Genomic DNA, 20,864 nt, shown 5'->3' with positions numbered 1-20,864 from the left:
TTGCCTGGACGGGCCCGCAGCGGAGGTGAGGGACTCAGGGGCGGCCGAGCGCCCGGTAGCTCCATCCGGAATCGCGCCAGGCGTCTGCGTTGAGGGTGCCGCGGCCGTCGATGACCTTCTGCTGGCCCGCCCGGCAGGCGAGCCGGTAGGGGTCGATGTGGGCGAACTGCGGCCACTCGGTCAGGTGCAGCAGCAGGTCAGCGTCCTGGACGGCGGCGATCGGGTCCTCGCTGTAATCGAGTTCGGGGTGGAGCTTGCGGGCGTTGTCGAGGGCCTGTGGGTCGGTGACGGTGACGGTGGCGCCGAGTTCGTGGAGCTTCTGGGCGACGGCGAGGGCGGGCGAGTCGCGGATGTCGTCGGTCTCGGGCTTGAAGGCGGCGCCCCAGACGGTGATCCGCTTGCCAACGAGGTTGCCGTCCAGTTGCTGGCGGGCGAGGTCGACCATGCGTTCGCGGCGTCGGGTGTTGATCGCGTCGACTTCGCGGAGGATCGTCAGGGCCTGGCCGACGCCGAGTTCGCCGGCGCGGGCCATGAAGCCGCGCAGGTCCTTGGGCAGGCAGCCGCCGCCGAAGCCGAGGCCGGGCCGCATGCCGCGGCGGCCGATGCGGACGTCGTGACCGAGGATGTCGGCGAGCTGTCCGACGTCGGCGCCGGAGGCTTCGCAGACCTCGGCGATGGTGTTGATGAAGGAGATCTTCGTGGCGAGGAAGGCGTTCGCGGACGCCTTGGCGAGTTCGGCGGTGGCCCAGTCGGTGACGATCGTCGGCGTCCCGGCTTCGATGATCTCCTCGAAGCACTGCCGCAGCACGGCCTCGGCCCAGGAGTGCTCGGTGTCGAAGCCGAGGACGAGCCGGTCGGGGCGGAGGGTGTCCTCGATGGCGAACGACTCGCGCAGGAACTCCGGATTCCAGGCAACCTCGACCGCGTCCCCGGCGGGCGCGAACTCGTGCAGCAGGTCACGGACGCGGGGTGCGGTGCCGACCGGGACGGTCGACTTCACCGCGACGACGGCCGGGTTCTTCAGACGGGGTGCGAGCTGGCGGACGGCGGAGAACAGATGGTCGAGGTTGTAGGCGTTCTCGCCGGGCTTCTGCGGGGTGCCGACCCCGATGAAGTGCAGGTCGGCGAACTGGGCGGCCTCTGCGTAGGAGGCGGTGAACCGCAGCCTGCCGCTGTTGATGTGCCGGGTGAGAAGGCCGTCGAGGTCGCGTTCGTGGAACGGGGCCTTGCCCGTGTTGAGGACGGCGACCTTGTCCATGTCGGAGTCCATGCCGAGGACGTCGTGGCCGAGTTCGGCCATGCAGGCCGCGTGCGTGGCGCCGAGGTAGCCGCAGCCGATCACCGTGAGTTTCATGAGCGGGGTTCCTTCCAGGGGGCCGCCCGGCGGCCCCACCGGCTCCCCGCCCATGAGGGAGGGGTGGTCAGGAGGGCCGGGCGGCCAGGTAGCGGTGGATCCCGTCGCGGATATAGGGCGGGATCGTGAGGGTGGAGAGGTGCTCGGGGGCGAAGAACTGGAGCTTGACGCCCTCGGCGAGGTTCAGGCTGGCCGGATCGCCGCTCCAGGTGGCGGCGAAGAACGTGATCAGCTGGCCGGAGCCGTAGAGGTCCTGGACCTCGAAGAGCTCGAGGGGGCCTTCGATGGTCAGGCCGGCTTCTTCGTCGAGCTCGCGGACGATCGTCTCGGCCGGGCTCTCGCCTGGGTCTGCGCCGCCGCCCAGCAGGCTCCAGTGGGCGGGCCAGGCGATGTCCGGGAGGTCATCGCGCAGGTGCATGAGCAGTTCACCGCGCCGGTTGATGATGATCGCGACCGCGCCGCGGGCGGTGACCGGCTCCTCGGCGATCGTGGTGTCGGAGTGCATCCCGACACCGTAGTGACGTGAGGGTCCGTCATGCGGCTGTCCTCACCGTCTGGTCGCGAAACCACGCGGCCGTCATGAGGGCCTGCATGCGGGTGCGGTCGAATGGGCCGCCGGTCTTCAGTCCGCCTTCCAGCAGCGGCCGCAGCGACGCCGGGGCCTCCGCCAGTGCGGTCGTGATCTGGGCCTCCGCCCAGGCCGCCAGTGGTCCGTTGAGCCAGTCGGGGACGGGGCTGGCGAAGCCGCGCTTGTCGCGGCTGCCCCAGACGGTGCGGGGCAGGCCCAGCGCCTTCGCGGCGTCCCGCAGGATCCGCTTGCCCGTCGCCGGTTCGGCGATCTTGTGGTCGGCGGGCAGCCGGTAGGACAGCTCGACCAAGTCCCGGGCCAGGTAGGGGGCCCTGCGTTCGAGGGCGTAAGCCGAAGCGAGCTTGTCGCTCGTCATCACCAGCGGCCGCCAGGCGGTGGCCAGATCGGCGAGGGTCAGACCGCGGGCCAGGTCGCCGCGCGCCCGCTCGAAGGCGTCCGCGACCAGGTCACGGATGCGCCCGTCGGGGTCGGGGCCGCGCAGGACCAGCCGGGTGGCTGCCTCGGTCTGGGTCAGGGGTTCGTCGGCGGTGTGCAGGAGCTTGGCGGCCAGCGGCTTGTAGGCGTCCATCCCAGCGGCCAGCACGGCCTCGGCGCCGAAGAGGACCAGGGCATGGCGGACGTAGCCCATGAGGAACTCGTCCGGGCCCAGCCCGCCGACCACGACCTTCAGCCCCAGGTCGGAGGCCTTGCGGTAGGCCATGTGCTCGGAAAATGTGGACGCGTTGCCCATCGGGTAGTCCAGGGCGCCCATCATGTGCGGCAGCACCGTGGTGAAGTCGAGGTGATCCGGTTCGACCACCACCAGCTCGGCTTTGATGTCCTCCGCGATCCGGGCCGCGATGTCGGACTCATCGAGCCGGTCCTGGCCGGGGTAGCGGACGGTGACGCAGACGGGCGGCCGCATCAGGTAGGCCAGCACCGAGGAGTCCAGCCCGCCCGACAGTAAGAGCGCGAAGTCGCAGGCCGGGGTCCGCAGCGGGACCTGCTCGGCCAGGACCACGGAGAACTTCGCCAGGGCCTCGCGGTAGGTGCCGTCGTAGGGCTGGCGGCCCTCCAGCCGCCACCAGGTCGTCTGCTCAATCGAGCCGGTGGCGACGGTGAAGGACAGCAGGCTGGCCGGGGCCAGCAGCTGGATGCCCTGGAACGGGGTGTCCGCGCCGGTCGGCGTCTCGATCGCCAGCGTCTCCGGGCGGAGGACCAGCGGGGCCGGTCCGTAGCCGGTCAGGGTGGTGATCTCGGAGGCGAACGCGAGCCGCCCGCCGTCCAGGCGCCAGTAGAGCGGCTTCTCCCCGAGCCGGTCCCGGGCCAGGAACAGCGTGGCGACGCGCGGGTCATAGACGGCGAGGGCGAACATGCCGTCCAGCCCGTCGAGGCAGGACGGTCCGATCTTGGCCCAGGCCCGCAGGACCAGGTGAGCGTCCGTCTCCCGCTCGCCGAGCGGGATGCCCCAAGCCTTCGCCTGCTGACGGTAGTTGTAGATCTCGCCGTTGAAGGCCAGCAGCAGCCCGCTCTCGCGGTCGAGGTAGGGGCCGGGATCGGCCTGCGGGTCGACGATCAGCAGCGTGTTCATGGCCAGCACCGCCCGCCGGTCCGTGCTGGCGGCGTGCAGGGTGCCGTCCGGGCCGCGGTAGTGCTGCGAGTGCCCCATGGCCGCGACGGTGTTCTGGTGCCGGGTGGCGTCCGCTCCGGCCAGGCCCGCGATTCCGCACATCTGGTTCACCCCCGAAGGTGAGTGGTGCCTTGGCGGCGGCCGCTGCCGGGAGCCCCTTCCTGGCGTCCCGGCAACGGCCTGGACCTTCATCACAGCGGCGAACGCAGAACGCGGGGAGGGCTCGCAGGGGGGCTCACAAATCGCAGACGCGGTTCACTGCGGTCCCACGAGGCCATACTCTCGGTGAGCTCAACACGCAGTGCGTACGACTCTTCGTGCACCACTCGGGGTGTTGCGTACCAGTGAACGTACTCAGCCCGGGACGGCAGCCGTCCATGAGTGAGTACGGAGTAATATGCGCAACGCTCCAGTAACCGGCCGAGGGGGACGTCGATGGGATCGACCGTCCGCCGGACCCGCCCGCCGAACGCGGACCTGGCCCGGCTCATCGAAGCCTGCGGTGCGAGCCACAAGTCCCTGGCCCACCGGATCAACCAGCTCGCCCACCAGGCCGGGATAGAGACGGACTACTCTCACACGTCCGTGGCGAACTGGTGCCGCCGCGGCATGACCCCCAAGGGACAAGTACCCAGGCTGCTGGCCCAGGCGGTCTCCGAACGGCTCGGCCGGCCCGTCACCCTCGCGGAGATCGGCATGGGCGAGGCGGAGACAATCGACGCGAGTGTGGGGTTGGATTTCCCGCGAGAACCCGCAGATGCCGTCCGCGTTGCCACTTCGTTCTGGAGTTCCGTGAACCGCCGCGACTTCCTCACCACTGCCGGATCCGGCTTCGCCGTGTCCGCGTTCACCACCCCCGTCACCCGCTGGCTGGTCACCCCCGCCGACGAGACCGCCCATCACGAGGGCGGGCAGCAGGTCGGCCGGGCCGATCTGGACGAGCTGCGGGACGCCGCCGAGGACGCCAGGCGGTGGGACTCGAAGTATGGTGGCGGGAACTGGAAGGCCAACTCCGTCACCGCCTGCCTCGAACAGCGGGCGGCCCCGCTGCTGGAGGGCACCTTCACCGACGCGGTCGGCCGTGAACTCTTCTCCGTGACCAGTGAGTTGTCGCGGCTTGCCGGGTGGACGGCGTTCGATGTCGGCGAGCATGACGCCGCCCAGCGGCACTTCATCCAGGCCCTGCGCCTCGCCCGCGCCGGCGGGGATGTGCAGCTGGGCTGCTATGTCCTGACCACGATGGCCATGCAGACCCTCATGCGCGGGTTCGCCTCCGAAGCCGTCGACATGGCCCAGGGTGCCTTCGAAAGAGCCAAGGGCCAGGCGGTGCCCAGGGTGCTGGCGTTCACCAAGCTGATCGAGGCCCGCGCTCACGCCCGCGAGCACGACGCCCGGGCCGCCTCCCGGGCCCTGGCCGCGTCCGAGGACCTGCTGGCCGCGGCGAAGGCGGACAGCGGCGACGAGCCCGCGTATATCGACTTCTATCACCACGCCCGCCTCTCAGCCGACGCCGCCGAGGTCTTCCGCGACCTGAAGAACCCCAAGGCCGCCCTGGCCTGGAACAAGCAGGCCGCCGCCATGCCAACCGGGGTGTTCACTCGCTCCGTCGGCATGCGCCTGGCCATCGTCGGGACCGCCCACCTCCAGGGCAGGGATCTGGATCACGGTTTGGAGCTGGGCAACCGCAGCATCGACATCCTCGCCCGCGTGAAGTCCTCCCGCGCCAAGGACTACGTCCGCGAATTCAACGCCGCCCTTGCCCCGTGGCGCCGGGAGCCCACCGTCCGCGAGTTCGTCCAGCGGACCCGCAAGGAACTCGGCGTGGCCGCCTGAGGTGCTCCGGCGGTGTTGCCAATGGCGGAACATGTGCGGGCGGATATAGGTGGCGGGAGCTCCTCCGCTGACCGCATTCGGGATGACGGTGTCAGACACCGCCGAAGAACCGGGAAGAGATGTGCAGTTGGGCGAGCGGCACCTGAGAAGAGGCCCGGCTGCACACCACGCGGATCCACATCCGGTTCGGCATGCTGAACAACTGCACTGCCGACCACACCAACCCTGTTGGCGCCGTCTGCCTTGAGAACGCGATCGTCCCCGATCCTGGCCGTCGCCTGCCTGCTCGTCGGCAATACCACCGCAATCAGGGACGCGACCCGCCTGACGGGCACCACGGTGAACAGCCACAACGTGTCGACCCTGCTCGCCGACCTCACCCGCCGCCACGACTGCGCCGACGTCCTGCACGCCCTGACCCTGCTCGCCGACCACCTCGACCAGCACGGCAGCCCCATCAACTACAACCGTCGCCGCGCCCTGTTCGCCCCACGTTCCTGCTTCATCGGCCCAAAGAACTGGCTGGACCTGCAGCGCCGCCTGCGGTCGAACCACCGCCCCGGCAGCACGCACGCCCAACGCTGGACCTTCCACGCCCTGACCGGCTCACCTCCGCGTCTGGCGCACCCAGCCATCGCGCCCGCGACCGCCGCGCAGCGCCAGAAGCACCAGCGGTTCCGCTGGCGCATCCTGCCCGCCGAGGCCGACCTCCTGACCCGCACCGCACGCGACCTCCTGGAAGAACACTGCATCGACGAACCCCTCCAGTGGGCCCCACGCCTGGACGCCGCCAGCCTGCGCGGCCTGCGGCTGCCAGGGCCTGACCCGGACAGCATCACCGTGGCCCGGCCCCACCAGGCCGTACCCGTGGGCGACTTCTCCGTCGCCCGCCTCGCGCACGCCCTGAGCACCACCACGGCGCACGTCATCTACCTGCTGTCCCAGCATCCAGTCGACTGGAGCCCGCCGCGGTTTCGCCGTACCCAGCACACCGCCACCTGCATCCGGCAATGGCGCACCTGGTACGAACAAGACCCCCTCTCGCTGCAGGGCATCGCTGATCGTGAAGGAACGAGCCTGGCTACCGTGCGCCTGGCTCTCCTCAAGAACGGTGTCCCGCTCCGCCCCTCGGGGGCCTACCCCGCCCGCCCAAGGGGCACATGACCGGCAGTGTTCCCGGAGCGGTGGCCCGTGTGGCGAAGCTCCGGGCCCCCTGAGGGCTTGCCACCGAACAGGCTGTCGGAGAGTGTTATATGACGTGAGCCCTTCTGAGCCCCAGCGCCAAGCCGAGCGGCGCGGTCTGCGACCGATAGGTCTGGTTCTCGCACTGGCTTTCTTCGGCGCGCTGTGTGTGTTCGCCGTCGTCTTCTACATCGCGTGGGAGACTCTGGGAGCACGCGAGGTGGAAACAGAGCGTCGCATCGACTCCCAGACCCTCTTCAACCTGGCCAAACTGTCCTTCGGCGTGGTCATCGGGATCGCCGTCCTGGCCGCTCTGGTCCTAGCCTACCGCCGCCAGCGTATCGATGAAGACAATGCCCTGCGTGAGGCCCTCCGCCTACACAGCGAACGCCTCACCACTGCTGTCTCCCTGCTTGGCGATGATTCTTGTGCCGCACGCCTTGGTGGCGTCCAGGCTCTGGGCAGACTCGCCGACGAAGCCCCGACGCGCGCCCTGCGCCAGGCCTGTGTCGAGGTCTTGTGCGCCTACCTGCGTCTGCCGTACACGGCAGAAACCAGCCTGCCCGATGGTGACCCGCGCGCCCGGCTCGACTACCTCGCCCTGCGCGAGGTTCGCCACACTGTGATCAGGCTCATCCGCGACCACCTCACCCCTTCCGTCTGTGATCCCGCACACTCGTGGCAGGGCTTCAACTTCGACTTCACCGGCGCCGCCTTCGACGGCGGGGACTTCGGCGGAGCGGACTTCACGGGCGCCACGGTCGACTTCCGCGAGGCGCACTTCTCCGGCGGGCCCCTCAACTTCCGCGGCGCGCAGTTCGACGGCGCCACCATCGACTTCCGTAAGGCGCGCTTCTGCGGCGACGTCGTGTACTTCATGTCGGTTTTCAACGACGGCAGCGTCGACTTCCGCGAGGCGCGCTTCGTCGGCGGCACTGTCAACTTAGGCAACGTGGGCTTCTACGGCGGCACAGTCGACTTCCGCGACGCGCACTTCTGCGGCGGCACTGTCGACTTCCGCAAAGCGCAGTTCCGCAGCAACACCCGCGGACCTGTGGTCCTCTTCTCCAGGGCAACCTTCTCCGGCGGCACCCTCGACTTCAGCTCGGCCCTCATCTGGGACGCCATCCACTTCCGGGAGGCGGTCTTCACCGGCAGTACCCTCGACTTCCGCGAGGCGCGCTTCCTCGGCGGCTACGCCGGGGTCGACGATGACGCCGGCGTCATCGACTTCCACCGGGCGGCCTTCTCCGGAGGCACTCTCGACTTCCGTGAGGCGGACTTCTCCGGCGAACCCTCATCCACCATGGGAGAAACCTCCGGCAGCAAAGTCGAACTCCGTGAGGCAACCTTCTCCGGCGGTACCCTCGACTTCAGCTCAGCCCATGGACCAGCTCCAATAATCGGCCTGCTCCCCAAGCACCAGGGTGCCTTGCCCACCCGGCTGCTACTGCCCCCGGGCTGGCTCCCAGCGCCATAGCCTGCACACCCGCACATGGCTCCCACAAGTCGGGCTGCCCTCCAGCAGCCCAGGTGCCGGGAAGCGGCACCGGCCAGGCTGGCAGACATAGAACAACCGCGGGGATGGTGGAGGAAAGCGGCCCAGCTCCGCCCGCTGACTCATTTACGCTCTGTCGCGCTTTGATCTCGGTGAGAACCGTTCCTGGCTCAAGACCACCTCCTGGGAGGGGTTCCTTGATCGGGAACACGTTCGAGCCGGTGCTGGGACAGCTGCTGACAACTCTGGCAGAGGCCGCCGACACGGCTGGGCAAGTTCGCTTCCTGGACCGGGGGCGGGCCCAATGAGCCGCTCACCGCAGCAGAAGTTGCCGTGGCCGCGCCGGCCGAGGAGACACCCGCCCTGGCGGGCGCCGTGCCGACCGACCCCATCGAGGCGTTCCACGCCGCCGCACGGATCGCACAGCTGACGCCGGAAGAGGAGTGGGCCGTCGGACAGATCGAGGCCGAAACCCGTAAGCTGGCCGCTGTCCTGCCCCAGGTTTCCTCCTGACTGTGCTCGGGTTCCAACGAGCCGCTCACGGAAGACCAGAGCGTGAAGGCTTTGCGACAGTGGCCAGGCGGAATTCCCCACCGGCGGCCAGGTCGCGAGGAGTTAACCGGCCACGAATGTCACAGCGTGTGGTCTGGACGGCCGCTCCGGCGATGGCTGGCTCAAGAATCAGTTGCCCCCTCAACATCCGTTGGTTCGATGATCTGGTCAGCCTCCAGTACAGTCAGATACTCGGTGGCCGAGCGTTTTTCGGCCGCGCCGATGCGCTGGTAAATGTCGACAGCTCGCGAATTTCCGCAAGAGCAGCCTTGCGAGCGCCCATGCGAGCAAGGCATCGAGCAGTACCTTCAAGCGCCCGTGCTTCATCGAGCGGGCTGTGGATCTGGCGTGCCAGCCCCGGTGCTCTCGGTACGAGGGAAGAGCCGCTTGGGGTCCGGCCGGCTCCTTCTCCCTTGCACATCACCAACATCCTCGAACATAGCTAAGGTTTGCCTTTAGGACCCGCACTGCTCGTGCGCGACGGTCAGCCCGTTGTCGAGCCCCTCCCCGCGCGCGGGACGCTGGTCCTCGGCGGCCGGCCCTACCGATGGGCCGGCTCCAAGGAACCCGGCACACCCCGGGCCCCGGCCGCTCCTCTGCTCGTCTACGGTGCCGCGAACTGCCAGATCCGCTACCGCGACCACCCCCGTACCGGCTTCCTCCGCCACGTCGACCGGCCGTCCAACGTCACCTCCGTATCCGCTTTGGCCGTCGACTACGTGGTGAAGGGCAATCCCGAGCGCGGGTTGCTGGTGAGCCAGATCCGTCCGGGGGGCGGCAGTGACCTCTTCAGGCCGATTCATCCTGCGCGCGGACCGCCCCGTGGCCGACGTGGCTCTCGGCACGCCGGTGAAAATCATCGAGATCGCCGGCCACGGCACGGGCGCGCTCGCATCGGGCATCTCCCTGGGCCCGAGCGTCGCCGACGCCGCGGACGGACTCACCGCCGCCTACGACGCCTCCCTGGGCAACTCCCCGTTCCACAACACCCGGCACGCCCGGACGTTGATCGCTGTGCGCGGCGAGCAGCTGGTGCTGCAGATACTCGACGGCGCCCCCAGCACGGACACCTTCCGCGGCGCCACCCCCCGCGAGACCACCGAACTCTGTGCGGCCGACGGCCTCGATCCCCGCCACGTCTACCACCTCGACGGCGGTGCCTCCTCGAAGATCGCCTACCGGCACGTGGAAGGCCCGGCGTGGTCGGCAGCATGCACTATCTGCGATGGCCGACCGCCGCCTCGGAGCCGTTCCGCTGGCAGGGACTGGCGGGCCGCGCCCTGCACAGCGCCATCATCCTCAAGCCCCGCTCGTGAAAGGTCTACGCGTGACCGACGTCCTGATCGTCGTGGCCCATCCCGACGACGCCGAAATCGCCATGGGCATGCGCATGCGCGAGTACGCCCCTACCGGCGACCACGTACGAGTCCACTGCCTCAGCCCCGGCGCGACCGCCCCCGAGGGCGCCGAGCAGCGCCGGTCCGAGTGTTTGGCCGCCGCCGCGCTCCTCGGAGTCGCGCAGTACACCTTCTCCCACATCCCTGACAATGAGTTCGTGGAACGGCGTGTGGAGATCAACCGGGAACTCTTCCGCGTCTTCGGGGAGCGGCGCCCGGACGTCGTGTACACGCACTTCCCCGGTGACCAGCACCTCGACCACCGCATTACGGCAGACGAGGTCACCACCGTGGCCCTGCGCGAAGCCGACAGCCTGTGCTACTTCCGCTCCCCCTCCAGCCACGCCTTCGAACCCACCGAGGTCTTCGTCGGCACCCCGGCGCTCTTAGAGGCCAAGGCCCAGGCCCTCCACTGCTTCGCGTCGCAAGAGCAACTCGACATCGACACCTTCAGGATGCTGGCCACCGTGGCGCACCGCCAGCACGTCCACCACCGCGTGGTCGAGCGGTTTCCCGCAGGGCACACCTGCGCGGAGCTGTTCCACACGGCGCGCACGATCCAGTTCGCGGCGCACACCGAGCAAGAGGACTGGCGCTCGTGAGCTGCGCCAGCCGTCGCGTCCCTCTGTGGGCCACGCACCTCGTGGGGAGACCTTCCGCTCCAGACGGCGCGGCCTGGGGGATCTCGTGGCGCGGGTGCAGAGTGCCAGGACGATCTCCGTAGGGAGGAATGCTCATCCCGCCTGTGTGCTGCGTACTTCGCAAAGCGCCCTGCCTGTATGAACTGCCGACGTGATCCCCACATCCAGGCAGTGGACCGTGGAGGCGCGTCACACCGCGCACGAGGGGGCCGACCTCGGCTGCCCACCACGTCCAGCGTCACCAGCACCGGATCCCCGTGATCTGTTCGACGCTGAGGCGTTGACGACGTATCCGCTTCCTCTCGGCGAACCGCCGGGTTCGCCTCGCAGTATCAGCATCAGCAGTAGACCTCAAGCATCGGAGAGACCTGGCGTGATCATCTGGATCAACGGCCCTTTCGGCGGCGGCAAGACGACCCTCGCCCACCTCCTCCACGAACGCCTCCCCGACAGCATCATCTTCGACCCCGAGGAAGTCGGCTTCCTGTGGCGCGAAGCCCTGGGCGACCACCCCACGCGCACCAAGGACTTCCAGGACTACCCGGCCTGGCGCACACTCGCCGCCGCGTATGCCACCGAGCTCGACCGCCACACCCGCGGCGGCCCCATCATCGTGCCGATGACCCTGGTCAACGGGCAGTACGCCCGCGAGATCTTCACGAGCCTGCACAACGATGGCGTGGAACTGCATCACCTCGTCCTCCACGCAAACACCACCACCATCCGGCGGCGGATCGAAGAGAGCCAGGAGTTCCCTGGTGAAGAGGAGCGCAGCGAGAAGGTCCGCGTCTTCCGCCGGCGGCGCCTGGCCGACTACGAACGGGCCTATAAGACCTGGATGCAGAGTCAGGCGGAGGTCATCGACACCACTACGCTCACCCCCCAACAGGTCGCCGACCAGGCCCTCGCCGCCCTGAAACGATCATGAACAGCAGTACCGCAGCCGCCATGCAGACCGCCGTCGGGGCAGCCCAGGTCGTCGCGGACCACAGCTGGCCCGCCACCTTCACTACCGTCGTACACCTACGAACAGCGGACGGCCGAGAAGACATCCTCAAGCGCAACACCAGCACGACCAGCTTCCACCAGGAGCACGCGGCACTGACCCACTGGACCCCGCCGCTCGGAGACCAGGCACCGCAGCTGCGCGCCGCGGATGAAGAGGAGGATGTCACCCAGCTGATCCCGCTACTCGAAGCCGTTCCACCGGAGCACGGCAAGCGCGGCCGTCCCCGGCGCCGCCCGGACATCGTGCTCGGTGACCGCGGCTACGACCACGACAAGTACCGCCGCCTCGTCTGGGCCCTCGGCGTGAAGCCGGTGATCGCCCGCCGGGGCACCGGGCACGGTTCAGGACCGGGAACCCAACGCTGGGTCGTGGAACGTGCTTTCGCCCATTTGCACTGGTTTCGCCGCCTGCGCATCCGCTGAGAGATCCGTGCCGACATTCACGAAGCCTTCCTGGCCCTCGGACGTGCGCTGATCTGCTGGCGCCGCCTCACGGCCCCCGTCGTACACCGGCCGAGGCCGTTGTTGCAGGATCTTGAGGTCAGGACCCAGCTCCGGGAGGCACGCCATCACCATCATCACGCACGAGAACCCGATCGGCAGGGGCCCGTCCAACTATATGATCCACGCCGATCTGTCCGAGCGGGAGGCTGGCTGGCGCGAGCAGTTGTGGACCCGCCAGCTCGCCGACGACAGATTCGAGGTCGCCTGCCTGCCCTTCCTCACCTACGGGATCTGCTACCGCGACGTGGTGACCATCGACAGCAACCACCTAGTGACCGCCGTAGTGCACAAGTCCGGCCACCGCACCCTTCGTGTCGCACTCGCCCCCGAGCACCAAGATCGGGGCCAACTGCACGAGCTCCTCCACGGCAAAGTCACCGAAGCCGACCTGCCCCATGAATGGCTTCAGGGCACCTACCTTGCCCTGGACCTCGCCCCAGGCGCCGATCCGGCCACGCTCATCGCGGCGTTGGAACCCCTTGCCCAAATGGGCGCCCTCCACTGGGAGATCGTCTCCTGAGCTTCGAGTCATTCCGATAGGAGTTCTAAGTTCTAAACGGGCTGAGCCTGACCCTCAAGGAGGAACGCCTCGCCTACGGCCGGGCCGGTGAGCTAATGGCACGGGTCCTCACCGCTGTCTCTCCCCCACGGCCAGGAGCGTCAGTCGAGGGATGAGCAGCCTGTGGGCGAACGAGGTCGTGTCCGCCTAGGAGGAGACCAATGAACACGTCCGTGATCATCGGCACAGCCCAGCGACCGGGAACGGAAGCGCCTTGCGTGGACGCGCATGATGTCCAGCGCACCGGCGACCGCGTCACCGCCGCCGTCGTGGACGGCGCCGGACACTACCCGGACACCGTCCGCTACGCCGGGGGTCGCGCCCGCCGTCATCACCCACATCGGCGCAAAGCTCGGCGGCCTGGCCGGGCTCATCACTGCCGGACAGATGGCTCACGCCTACGACCGTCCGCCGCACGTCTCCGCCGTCTACGCTCGCATCGAACCCGGCCGCGCCGGCATTGTGTGGATCGGCGACTGCCGGGCCTACGGCTGGAACGGCAGCGAGCTCACCTGCTTCAGTACTGACCAGACCATGGGGGAGTTCCTTCGCGTGCACGGGGATGTGCCAGCGCCCATCGTCGAGCATCATGACGCCTGGGCGAGGCCCGGACTCGCCCAGGCGTCCGCGGTGACGTGCCGCGAAGTCCAACTCCCCGAGGCTGTCCGGCTCGTACTGCTGTGCTCGGACGGCGTCTCCGGTCAGGTGGACCCGGTGACCTGGCGCGAGCTGTGCGCGACGCACGCCGAGGACCCGCAGGCTCTGGCTGACGCGCTGGTCGCAGCCGCCACCGCGGACGAGAAGGGCTACCGCGACGACGCCACCGTCGTGGTGCTGCTGCGCCGCGGCGACGAGCCCGGCGTCGTCCGTGACTGACCGACCACACGGCACATGACGCTGCGCCTGGGGCTGCCGATCACCCCGGGCAGACAGAGGACACCCCCGGCCCCGAGCTGTGGTTGACAGCCGATCGCCACTGCGTCCGACCGTCGGCGTTTCGGCCAACCATGCCCGAGCCGAGGTTCCTTGCGCGGCAAGGGTCGGTGCACCGTGCATCTTCGGAAATCGCTGAATCCCAGGGCGCGCAACCCGTCCGAAAGGAACAGGTGCTCGAAATCGTGCGGCGTCGTTGAACACGGCGACGCCACCACCACGTCCACGAGGGGGAACACATTGACGCCAGTCGAACCGGGCAGCGAGAAGATTGCGAGCGGCCGGCAGGCCGGAGCCGCGGACAACATCTCTGACGCCGAGCGGGAGCTGTACGGAGGCCGTCTTCGTTACGAACGGTCCTACGCCAGACACGAAGGCCCACTGACCCGACTGAAGTTCGGGCACATGGCTGCCGCGCTGCCGCACATGGTGGGCGTGGTGCTGCGCACCGGCTGGAGGGCGGACCGGCGCGCGCTGATGGGGGTCGTTGCGGCCGAACTCGGGCAAGGTGTCACGGCCGGGTGGGGCCTGGTGGCGGTCAACGGCGTCCTCGCGCAGCTGTTCGCCGACGGTCCGACCGTGGACAAGCTCCGCGACGCGCTGCCGTCCCTCGCGGCACTCGCTGTCGCGGCGGTGACAGGCGCCGTCCTGGCGGCATGGTCGACGGCCATGTCCGGTCGGCTGGAGCCCCAGGTGGAGCGGGCCGTCTCCGCGAGGTACTACACGGCCGTCACCCATGTGGAGGTGGAAGCCACCGAACGGCCGGAGGTTCAGCGGATCCTGGAGGCGGGGAAGTTCGGCACGGACTCGGCCCGCAGCATGCTGCGACTGTCGGTCGGCGTCGGCAATGTGGTCATCGGCACGGCCGCGGCCGCGATCGTGCTCGCCGCCCTGCACTGGACACTGCTCCCCATGCTGCTGGCGATCGCCCTGCCCAAGGGGTGGGGCGCGGTCCGCTCCGCCCGCCGCGGCTACCTCTCCCGGATGAACTGGATCGACCACCGCAGGGCGATCGCCTCCTTGCTGGCCTACCTCACCCGCCCGCACGCCGCCGGTGAGCTGCGGGTGCACGCCGCCGGCACGAAGCTGCTGTCCAGCTACGAGGAGATGTCGAAACAGACGGAGGCCGAGCAGCGGCGCCTGGCCCGGGCCCAGGCATCCACCGACCTGGTCGCGGGGACGTTCGCCGGTATGGCGTCGCTGGCCTGCTACGGGGTGCTGTGGTGGCTGCTGTCGACCGGCAGCCTGCCGCTCGCCGTCGGCGGGACCGCGGTGATCGCCATCCGAACCTCGACAGCGCGGCTCACAACGATGGTGCAGCAGATCAACCGGCTGTACGAGGAGCTGCTGTTCCTCACCGACACCGAGGACGCCATCAAAGTGGCGGGCGAGAACGCGATCCCGCTCACCGGTACCCCGCTGCCCGCGCCGGTACGGGAGGTGAGGACGCAGGCGGTCTCATTCACCTACCCGGGCGCCGCGGGCCCCTCCTTGAAGGGCGTGAGCGTACGCGTGCGACGGGGGAAGGTGACGGCCCTGGTGGGTGCGAATGGGTCGGGAAAAACCACCCTCACGAAAGTGCTGGCCGGACTGCTGCTCCCCGCCGAGGGAGACGTGTGGTGGGTGGGCGAGTCGGGCGACAAGTCGAGCTGCGTGAGGCGGACCGCTCCCAGATCTTCGCCGGAGTCGGGTTGCTGGCACAGGACTTCCCGCGCTGGGAGATGACGGCGGCCGCGAACGTGGCCATCGGTGCCGGCGACCGTCCCCGGGACATGGACCGCGTCCGCCGCGCCGCCGGTGAGGCGGACGTGCTCGAACTGGTCGAGAGCCTGCCGCACGGCTGGGACTCGATCGTTTTCAAGGGCTACGAGCGTGGTGTCCAGCTGTCGGGCGGACAGTGGCAGAAGCTGGGGACAGCTCGAACAAGGTACCGGCAGGCGCCGTTCCTGCTGGTCGACGAGCCGACCAGTGCGCTCGACCCGCACGCGGAGATCGCCGCGTTCAAGGGGCTGTGGTCCCTGGCCGAGGAAGGGCACGCGGTCGTGCTCGTCACCCACCGGCTCGCCGCGACCATGCACGCCGACCACATCTACGTCCTCGATCAGGGCAGCGTCGTCGAGGACGGCACGCACGAGGACCTGATGGCCCGCAGGGGCGGCCTGTACCAGAAGATGTTCACCGCCCAGGCCGCCCAGTACGGCATCGCGCCAGTACCCGACGGCGTTCCCCGCCCCCGCGGCGCCCAGCCATCCGGCCACGAGACGGCGAGCTGATCTACCCCAGCGGCCTCTCCCCCCTTTCCCAGCCTGCCCCGTCCCACGACATCGAAGGCGAGACAACGCCCATGTCACCCAGCTCCACCGCGATCCGCAGGACCATCGAGGCGTACCTCGGCCGCCACCCTCACGAGCGTGACGGCCTGGCCGGACTCCTCGCCGCGCTGGACCGGCCAGTCGACGCGACCGCCCGGACGGCACTGCCCGCACACCTCACGTGCAGTGCCGTCATCATCGACCGGCAAGGCCGGGCCCTGCACATCCGGCACCGGGCCACCAGCGGCCCCGTGCTCACTCCCGGCAGCCACCTCAAGCCCCAGGACCGCACACTGCTCGCCGCGGCTCTGCGCACAGCGGTCGAAGAGGCCGGGGTCACGCCGGGCGCCCTGTGCCTGACCCGGCAACTGCTCGGCTCTCCAATCGACATCGACGTCCGCGACATAGGCGCCGGCCCGTCCAAGGAGAAACCGCCCCACCGCCACTACGACGTCCGCTACGTCTTCTACCTCGCCGAAAAGGAGCCGCCCGCGATCGCGCTGCAGGACGAGGATGTGTACGGTGCCCCGTGGCTCCCGCAGCCGGAGATCCCCTCGCCGACACTGCGCGCGAAACTTCTCGCGGCGCGGCTGGACGGCCTGCCCGAACCGGTGAACGCCTCCGCGCTCATCCACGACGGGGCTGGCCGCTACCTGCTCCATCTGCGCGACCACAAGCCCGGTGTCATCTGGCAGTCAGGGGCGTTCGCCGTTCTCGGCGGAGGCCGCACGCACGACGACCAGAGCCTTGAGGGAACGCTGCTGCGGGAACTGTCCGAGGAAGTCCCCGACCTCCGCCTGGAGGACCTGGAGCCGTACGCCGTGGAGATGGCCACCAGCGTCGACGGCCTCAGTGTCCCGGTCCAGGTGTTCACGGGCCGCTGGCGTGGCAGCCCCGACCGGCTTCAGCTGCACGGGGGCGTGCTGCTGCGGTGGTTCACCCCCGACGTTCTGGATCGGCTGCGCCTGAGCGCCTCGACGCGGGACCTCATTCGCCGACACGCCGCCCAGAACGCGTCGGACGGTCAACCGGTGGCGCACCCTGCTCCGTGGGACGGGGGCAGCCGGACCGTGCTGAACGGAGTCGGTGTCCATCTCCACTTGGAAGACGACGAGGGGCGGGTGCTCCTGGGTCTGCGCCACCCCGACGCGGCGTACGCGGGCAATACATGGCACTACCTGGCAGGAAAGTGCGAGCAGGAGTCCGCGGTCGCGTGCCTGGTGCGCGAGGCGCAGGAGGAAGCGGGTCTGGTCATCGAGCCAGCGGATGTGGATCTCGTCCACGTCGTCCACCTCGTCGACACCCCAGGCACCCAGCCGTTGATGCAGCTCGTGTTCCACGCCCGCCGATGGAAAGGAGCCCCGACAGTCCGCGAGAGGGACAAGTGCCTGGCCTGGCAGTGGTGGCCGCTGCACGAGCTGCCGGACCGGATCGTCCCCTACACCAGAACCGCCATCGCCGCGATCTCCGAAGGCCGCAGATACTCCCAACTGGGCTGGTGAAAAGGTGAGCGCACCCATCGAAAATGGGGGGATCAGCCCCATCGAGACCGAAACCCTCGCCTCCGGCTGGTCCACCGTCCATACCGCCGACCTGGACGCGCCCCGCTGCTACGCCCTGCACCCCTGGCCCTCACGCACCCCTTGCCGATGGAGGACTCGGTGACCACCGAGAAGGACACCGTCGAGATCTGGAACACCTACGGCACTCACCAGATCACCAGAGGACTCCCTCTGCCCGAGCTGGACCGGTGGGACTGGGGCATCCCAGCAAGCGGCCCCGGTATCAACGCCCTCGGCGGCGTGGCGGGATGTCGTGTCCTCGACCTCGGCAGCGGACCCGGCCGGCACGCCGCGCACTTGGCCTGCCTGGGCGCCAAGGTCACCGCCGTGGACGCCTCACCCGCACAGCACCAGCGCGCCCTCACTCGCTACCCGGACCACCCCGGCCTGCGTCTGGTGTGCGCCGACGCGGTGGCCCACTTGCGCGCTGCCGACCCGTACGACCTGATCTACTCCGTCGGCTCCGTGCCGTATCTGGACCCCAGCCGACTGCTGCCTGCCCTGGCCAACGGGCTCAAACCGGGCGGGCGCCTGGTCTTCTCCGCGCTGCACACCAACTCGGGCGGCGCCGGGCCCTCGAACGAGGTGACCCCGCGCCCCGAGACCCTGCGACTGCCCGGCACAACCCAGGACCACCCCGTGAACATGTGGGTCCTCACCGTGCAGCTGTGGGAAGACCTCTTGGTCCAGCACGGTCTCACTCTGGAATCGGTCACCGCGATCGACTCCCCCGCACCGGACGACGCCGTCTCCTACCGGCTGTACGCCGCCCGGCGCCCCCACCGCGTGCCGAGCCGCCCCCGCACCAGCGCCACGCCACCACCGCACGCGGCTGTGGGCGTGGGCCTTATCGTGCATGGGCCGGAGGGAGTCATGCTCGGCCAGCACCAGCGCCGTACGTGGGAGCTTGCCGGCGGCACGGTCGAGCCGGGCGAGAGCTTCGCTCAGGCGGCTGCCCGCGAACTCCGTGAGGAGGCTGGCGTCGTGGCCGAGCCTGGCGACATGCGGGTGTTGGGCACGCTCCTTGACCGGGTGGGCGACGTCGTCCGGGTGACGGTGCCCGTCGTCGTCACCCGGTGGACCGGCGTCCCGCAGCAGCGCGAGGAGGCCATCGGCTCCTGGCGGTTCTGGCCCTTGGGCGCCCTGCCCGGACCGCTGTTCGTACCCAGCGCCCAGTGCCTGGCCGCTTGGAAACCGGAGCTGCCGCTTGAGCACCCGCCCGCCCACTTCCAGCGGTACGAGACCCCCGGGCCGCGCATAGTCCGGCCACCACGCCCATACGACTGCGATGAAAGGCCCCACTACCGTGCCTTCACCCCCTTCGGATACGCCTGTCCCCTCGCTCCTGGTCGTTGTCGCCCACCCGGACGACGAGGCCCTCCTTGCCGGCGGAGTCCTCGCCCAGCACGCCGCCGCAGGCGCCCGCACCGCGGTCGTCACCGCCACCTGGACGGACGACACCCACCGCATCGCCGAACTCGCCGAAGCCCTCCAGATCTTGGGCGCCGGCGCCCCACGGCTCCTCGGCTACGCCGACGCCCGCAACCCCGCCTCCGCTCCCGACGGTGCCGTACGCCTCCTCGACGCGCCCCTGGACGAGGCCGTCGGACGCCTGGTCGCACACATCCGGGAAGTCCGGCCCGACATCGTGGTCGGCCACGACGCCCTGGGCCAGCTCACCGGCCACCCGGACCACAAGCGCACCCATCAGCTCACTCTTCTCGCCATCGAGGCCGCCGGTCTGCCTCACCTGTATCCCGAGGCCGGCGAGCCCTGGCAGCCGACGGCCCTGTACGCAGCTACGCACCCGGAATCCGGCATGGGCCAGCTCGGCCCGCTGCTGCAGAGCGTGGGGAAGACGCTCCTCGCGGTACCGGACACCTACGTGACTACGACGGTCGACGTCTCCGCCTGGGCTGCGCAGAAGTGGGCGGCGATCCGCGCCCACCGTAGCGAGGTCGCCCGCCCACGGCCGCTGCCCGGCCTCCTCGCTCGCCTGTCCGAAGAGGCACGCCTGGAAATCATCCGAACCGAGTACTTCACCCGTCTCACCCCTGCCCCCTCACCGGGCGACCCCCACCAGCTCACCAGCTGACCGGCCCGCGCCCAGCCCCACCACCAACCGAGGATTCCCATGAGCGACACGCCCCCGTCTCCACCGGGTCCCTGCCCGTCGAGCGTGCTCGTCTCCGCAGGCACCCCTCAGGACACACCACCAGGAGGACCTGTGTCATCCCCGCAACTGAGCACCCCCGAGGCGAAACTCGCCGATGCGAAGAAGCAGCTGAGCTTCCCTCGTATCGTCGCGATCTGCGGCTCCACCCGTTTCATGGCCGAGATGTCCGAGGCCGATGTGCGGGAGACCGAAGCCGGGCGGATTGTCGTCAAACCGGGGTGCGACCTGAAGTCGCCGAACCCACTGTGGTCCGATCCGGTCAACGCTCAGGCGCTGAAGATCCGACTCGAAGAACTACACCGGGCGAAGATCGTGCTCGCTGATGAGGTGCTCGTGGTCGGCGACTACACCGGAGACAGCACCCGAGCCGAAATCGCCTACGCCCGGTCACTGGGTAAGCCCGTGCGGTTCACACACCCCGAAGTGGACCCCGACGCCTGAGGACCCGCCCCCCGCCCCCTGTCCGCAGGCACCGCCGATCCGTTCGTACCGACGAAGCATCCAACGAGTTCGACCAGCAGAACGCGACCAAGGCTTGGCTGCGCCACCTGCACGGCCAGGCAGCCCAGATCCTCGCCGGTGTGTGGGCGACGGCGCGTACTTCAACACCGGCCTGGTGGCCGTTGCCGCCCCGCTCGCGCACCACCTTCAGCAGCTGCTGGAACGCACCAAACCGCAGCCCGGTGAACGTCTCCACCCGCAACAACTCAGCCCGCAGCACCCCACTCATACAGGAGAAATGCCCAGTTCACAGCCTTCTGCACCACGCTTTACCGGTGGTACGACATGCGGTGGAGAGGCATCCCGCTGCAGCGGGGGCTCCGGGAACTCGGCGAGGAACTCGCCGGTCACATCGCCGCGCGGACCGTGCCCGGCCCTGCCCTGCGCACTCTCGACTCGCGCGCTGCACTGATCACGGCCGCGGAGTGCGCCATGGGCGTGCTGAGCCTCGCGTGCTTCCCCGACGGTGACTTCGAGGTGCCCCTCCCGCTTGTGAGGGAGACGCTCAGCAGCGAGGAGCTTGACTATGAGGAGGCATGGGAGCCGGCTGCCCCGGTGACCTAGGCGGTGTCGTCAAATGTTCACTGCTGGTGGATCATGGTGTCGTGATACGTCGCCATGAACTGTCGGACGCCGAGTGGGAGTTCGTCCGGC

General features: G+C 69.3%; 17 protein-coding genes and 4 pseudogenes. 17 read left to right on the top strand and 4 right to left on the bottom strand.

The genetic code is table 11. From position 1 onward, the window contains the following. Window positions 1–34 precede the first annotated feature (34 nt). The 3 genes from AC07GB_RS35185 to AC07GB_RS35175 all read right to left on the bottom strand — a co-directional run bounded on the left by AC07GB_RS35185 (window position 35) and on the right by AC07GB_RS35175 (window position 3,654). Window positions 35–1,354 (bottom strand): UDP-glucose dehydrogenase family protein, encoded by a 1,320-nt coding sequence (locus tag AC07GB_RS35185; RefSeq protein ID WP_478852782.1) that lies wholly within the window; start codon window positions 1,352–1,354, stop codon window positions 35–37. Between the two features lie 67 nt (window positions 1,355–1,421). Next, on the bottom strand, window positions 1,422–1,859 hold the full coding sequence (locus tag AC07GB_RS35180; RefSeq protein WP_478852780.1) for an NUDIX domain-containing protein: 438 nt from the start codon (window positions 1,857–1,859) through the stop codon (window positions 1,422–1,424). A 28-nt stretch (window positions 1,860–1,887) separates the two neighbouring features. After that, entirely contained in the window at window positions 1,888–3,654 is a 1,767-nt protein-coding gene (locus tag AC07GB_RS35175; RefSeq protein WP_478852778.1) for an asparagine synthetase B family protein, read from the bottom strand. 333 nt (window positions 3,655–3,987) lie between these two features. Here AC07GB_RS35175 and AC07GB_RS35170 point away from each other — a divergent pair, with 333 nt between their 5' ends. From AC07GB_RS35170 to AC07GB_RS35095, 16 genes and pseudogenes are all read left to right on the top strand, one after another. Further along, on the top strand, window positions 3,988–5,385 hold the full coding sequence (locus tag AC07GB_RS35170; protein WP_478852776.1) for a sporulation protein: 1,398 nt from the start codon (window positions 3,988–3,990) through the stop codon (window positions 5,383–5,385). A 243-nt stretch (window positions 5,386–5,628) separates the two neighbouring features. Beyond that, window positions 5,629–6,549 (top strand): hypothetical protein, encoded by a 921-nt coding sequence (locus tag AC07GB_RS35165; RefSeq protein WP_478852774.1) that lies wholly within the window; start codon window positions 5,629–5,631, stop codon window positions 6,547–6,549. 94 nt (window positions 6,550–6,643) lie between these two features. Next, entirely contained in the window at window positions 6,644–8,047 is a 1,404-nt protein-coding gene (locus AC07GB_RS35160; protein ID WP_478852772.1) for a pentapeptide repeat-containing protein, read from the top strand. 351 nt (window positions 8,048–8,398) lie between these two features. Continuing rightward, window positions 8,399–8,578: a hypothetical protein gene (locus AC07GB_RS35155; RefSeq protein WP_478852770.1), complete on the top strand. Its 180-nt coding sequence runs from the start codon at window positions 8,399–8,401 to the stop codon at window positions 8,576–8,578. Window positions 8,579–9,397: 819 nt separating this feature from the next. Next, window positions 9,398–9,748, top strand: a pseudogene (locus AC07GB_RS35150) (phosphodiester glycosidase family protein); the annotation flags it as partial. Window positions 9,749–9,944: 196 nt separating this feature from the next. Further along, entirely contained in the window at window positions 9,945–10,616 is a 672-nt protein-coding gene (locus AC07GB_RS35145; RefSeq protein ID WP_478852768.1) for a PIG-L deacetylase family protein, read from the top strand. A 412-nt stretch (window positions 10,617–11,028) separates the two neighbouring features. Continuing rightward, complete coding sequence (locus AC07GB_RS35140) at window positions 11,029–11,583, top strand: AAA family ATPase (protein ID WP_478852766.1); 555 nt, start codon at window positions 11,029–11,031, stop codon at window positions 11,581–11,583. A gap of 239 nt (window positions 11,584–11,822) precedes the next feature. Then, window positions 11,823–12,146 (top strand): annotated as a pseudogene (locus tag AC07GB_RS35135) (transposase family protein); the annotation flags it as partial. Window positions 12,147–12,282: 136 nt separating this feature from the next. Then, window positions 12,283–12,687, top strand: a complete 405-nt coding sequence (locus AC07GB_RS35130; RefSeq protein ID WP_478852764.1) for a DUF4265 domain-containing protein — start codon at window positions 12,283–12,285, stop codon at window positions 12,685–12,687. 267 nt (window positions 12,688–12,954) lie between these two features. After that, window positions 12,955–13,602: a SpoIIE family protein phosphatase gene (locus AC07GB_RS35125; protein WP_478852762.1), complete on the top strand. Its 648-nt coding sequence runs from the start codon at window positions 12,955–12,957 to the stop codon at window positions 13,600–13,602. A 462-nt stretch (window positions 13,603–14,064) separates the two neighbouring features. After that, window positions 14,065–15,384 (top strand): ATP-binding cassette domain-containing protein, encoded by a 1,320-nt coding sequence (locus tag AC07GB_RS35120; protein WP_478852760.1) that lies wholly within the window; start codon window positions 14,065–14,067, stop codon window positions 15,382–15,384. Continuing rightward, the gene (locus AC07GB_RS35115) at window positions 15,351–15,932 is read left to right on the top strand and encodes a hypothetical protein (protein ID WP_478852758.1); all 582 of its coding nucleotides are present in this window, start codon (window positions 15,351–15,353) and stop codon (window positions 15,930–15,932) included. The genes AC07GB_RS35120 and AC07GB_RS35115 overlap by 34 nt, the downstream gene beginning before the upstream one ends. A 71-nt stretch (window positions 15,933–16,003) precedes the next feature. Next, window positions 16,004–17,473, top strand: a complete 1,470-nt coding sequence (locus tag AC07GB_RS35110) for an NUDIX domain-containing protein (RefSeq protein WP_478852756.1) — start codon at window positions 16,004–16,006, stop codon at window positions 17,471–17,473. Window positions 17,474–17,620: 147 nt separating this feature from the next. Continuing rightward, window positions 17,621–18,676, top strand: a pseudogene (locus AC07GB_RS35105) (bifunctional class I SAM-dependent methyltransferase/NUDIX hydrolase); the annotation flags it as partial. A gap of 163 nt (window positions 18,677–18,839) precedes the next feature. Beyond that, the gene (locus tag AC07GB_RS35100) at window positions 18,840–19,628 is read left to right on the top strand and encodes a PIG-L deacetylase family protein (RefSeq protein ID WP_478852754.1); all 789 of its coding nucleotides are present in this window, start codon (window positions 18,840–18,842) and stop codon (window positions 19,626–19,628) included. Between the two features lie 132 nt (window positions 19,629–19,760). Next, the gene (locus AC07GB_RS35095; protein ID WP_478852752.1) at window positions 19,761–20,150 is read left to right on the top strand and encodes a hypothetical protein; all 390 of its coding nucleotides are present in this window, start codon (window positions 19,761–19,763) and stop codon (window positions 20,148–20,150) included. Window positions 20,151–20,316: 166 nt separating this feature from the next. Here AC07GB_RS35095 and AC07GB_RS35090 read toward each other — a convergent pair. Beyond that, window positions 20,317–20,439, bottom strand: a pseudogene (locus AC07GB_RS35090) (IS5/IS1182 family transposase); the annotation flags it as partial. 56 nt (window positions 20,440–20,495) lie between these two features. On the opposite strand from AC07GB_RS35090, the gene AC07GB_RS35085 reads away from it, so the two are divergent. Then, window positions 20,496–20,774 carry a hypothetical protein gene (locus AC07GB_RS35085; RefSeq protein WP_478852750.1) on the top strand — a complete coding sequence of 93 codons (279 nt, stop codon included), beginning with the start codon at window positions 20,496–20,498 and terminating at the stop codon, window positions 20,772–20,774. The last annotated feature ends 90 nt before the right edge of the window (window positions 20,775–20,864 follow it).

The sequence above is a fragment of the Streptomyces sp. NPDC045778 genome (genome assembly GCF_056431945.1).
The sequence above is the reverse complement of the archived record's forward strand: the minus strand, read 5'-3'. Positions and strand labels throughout refer to the sequence as shown.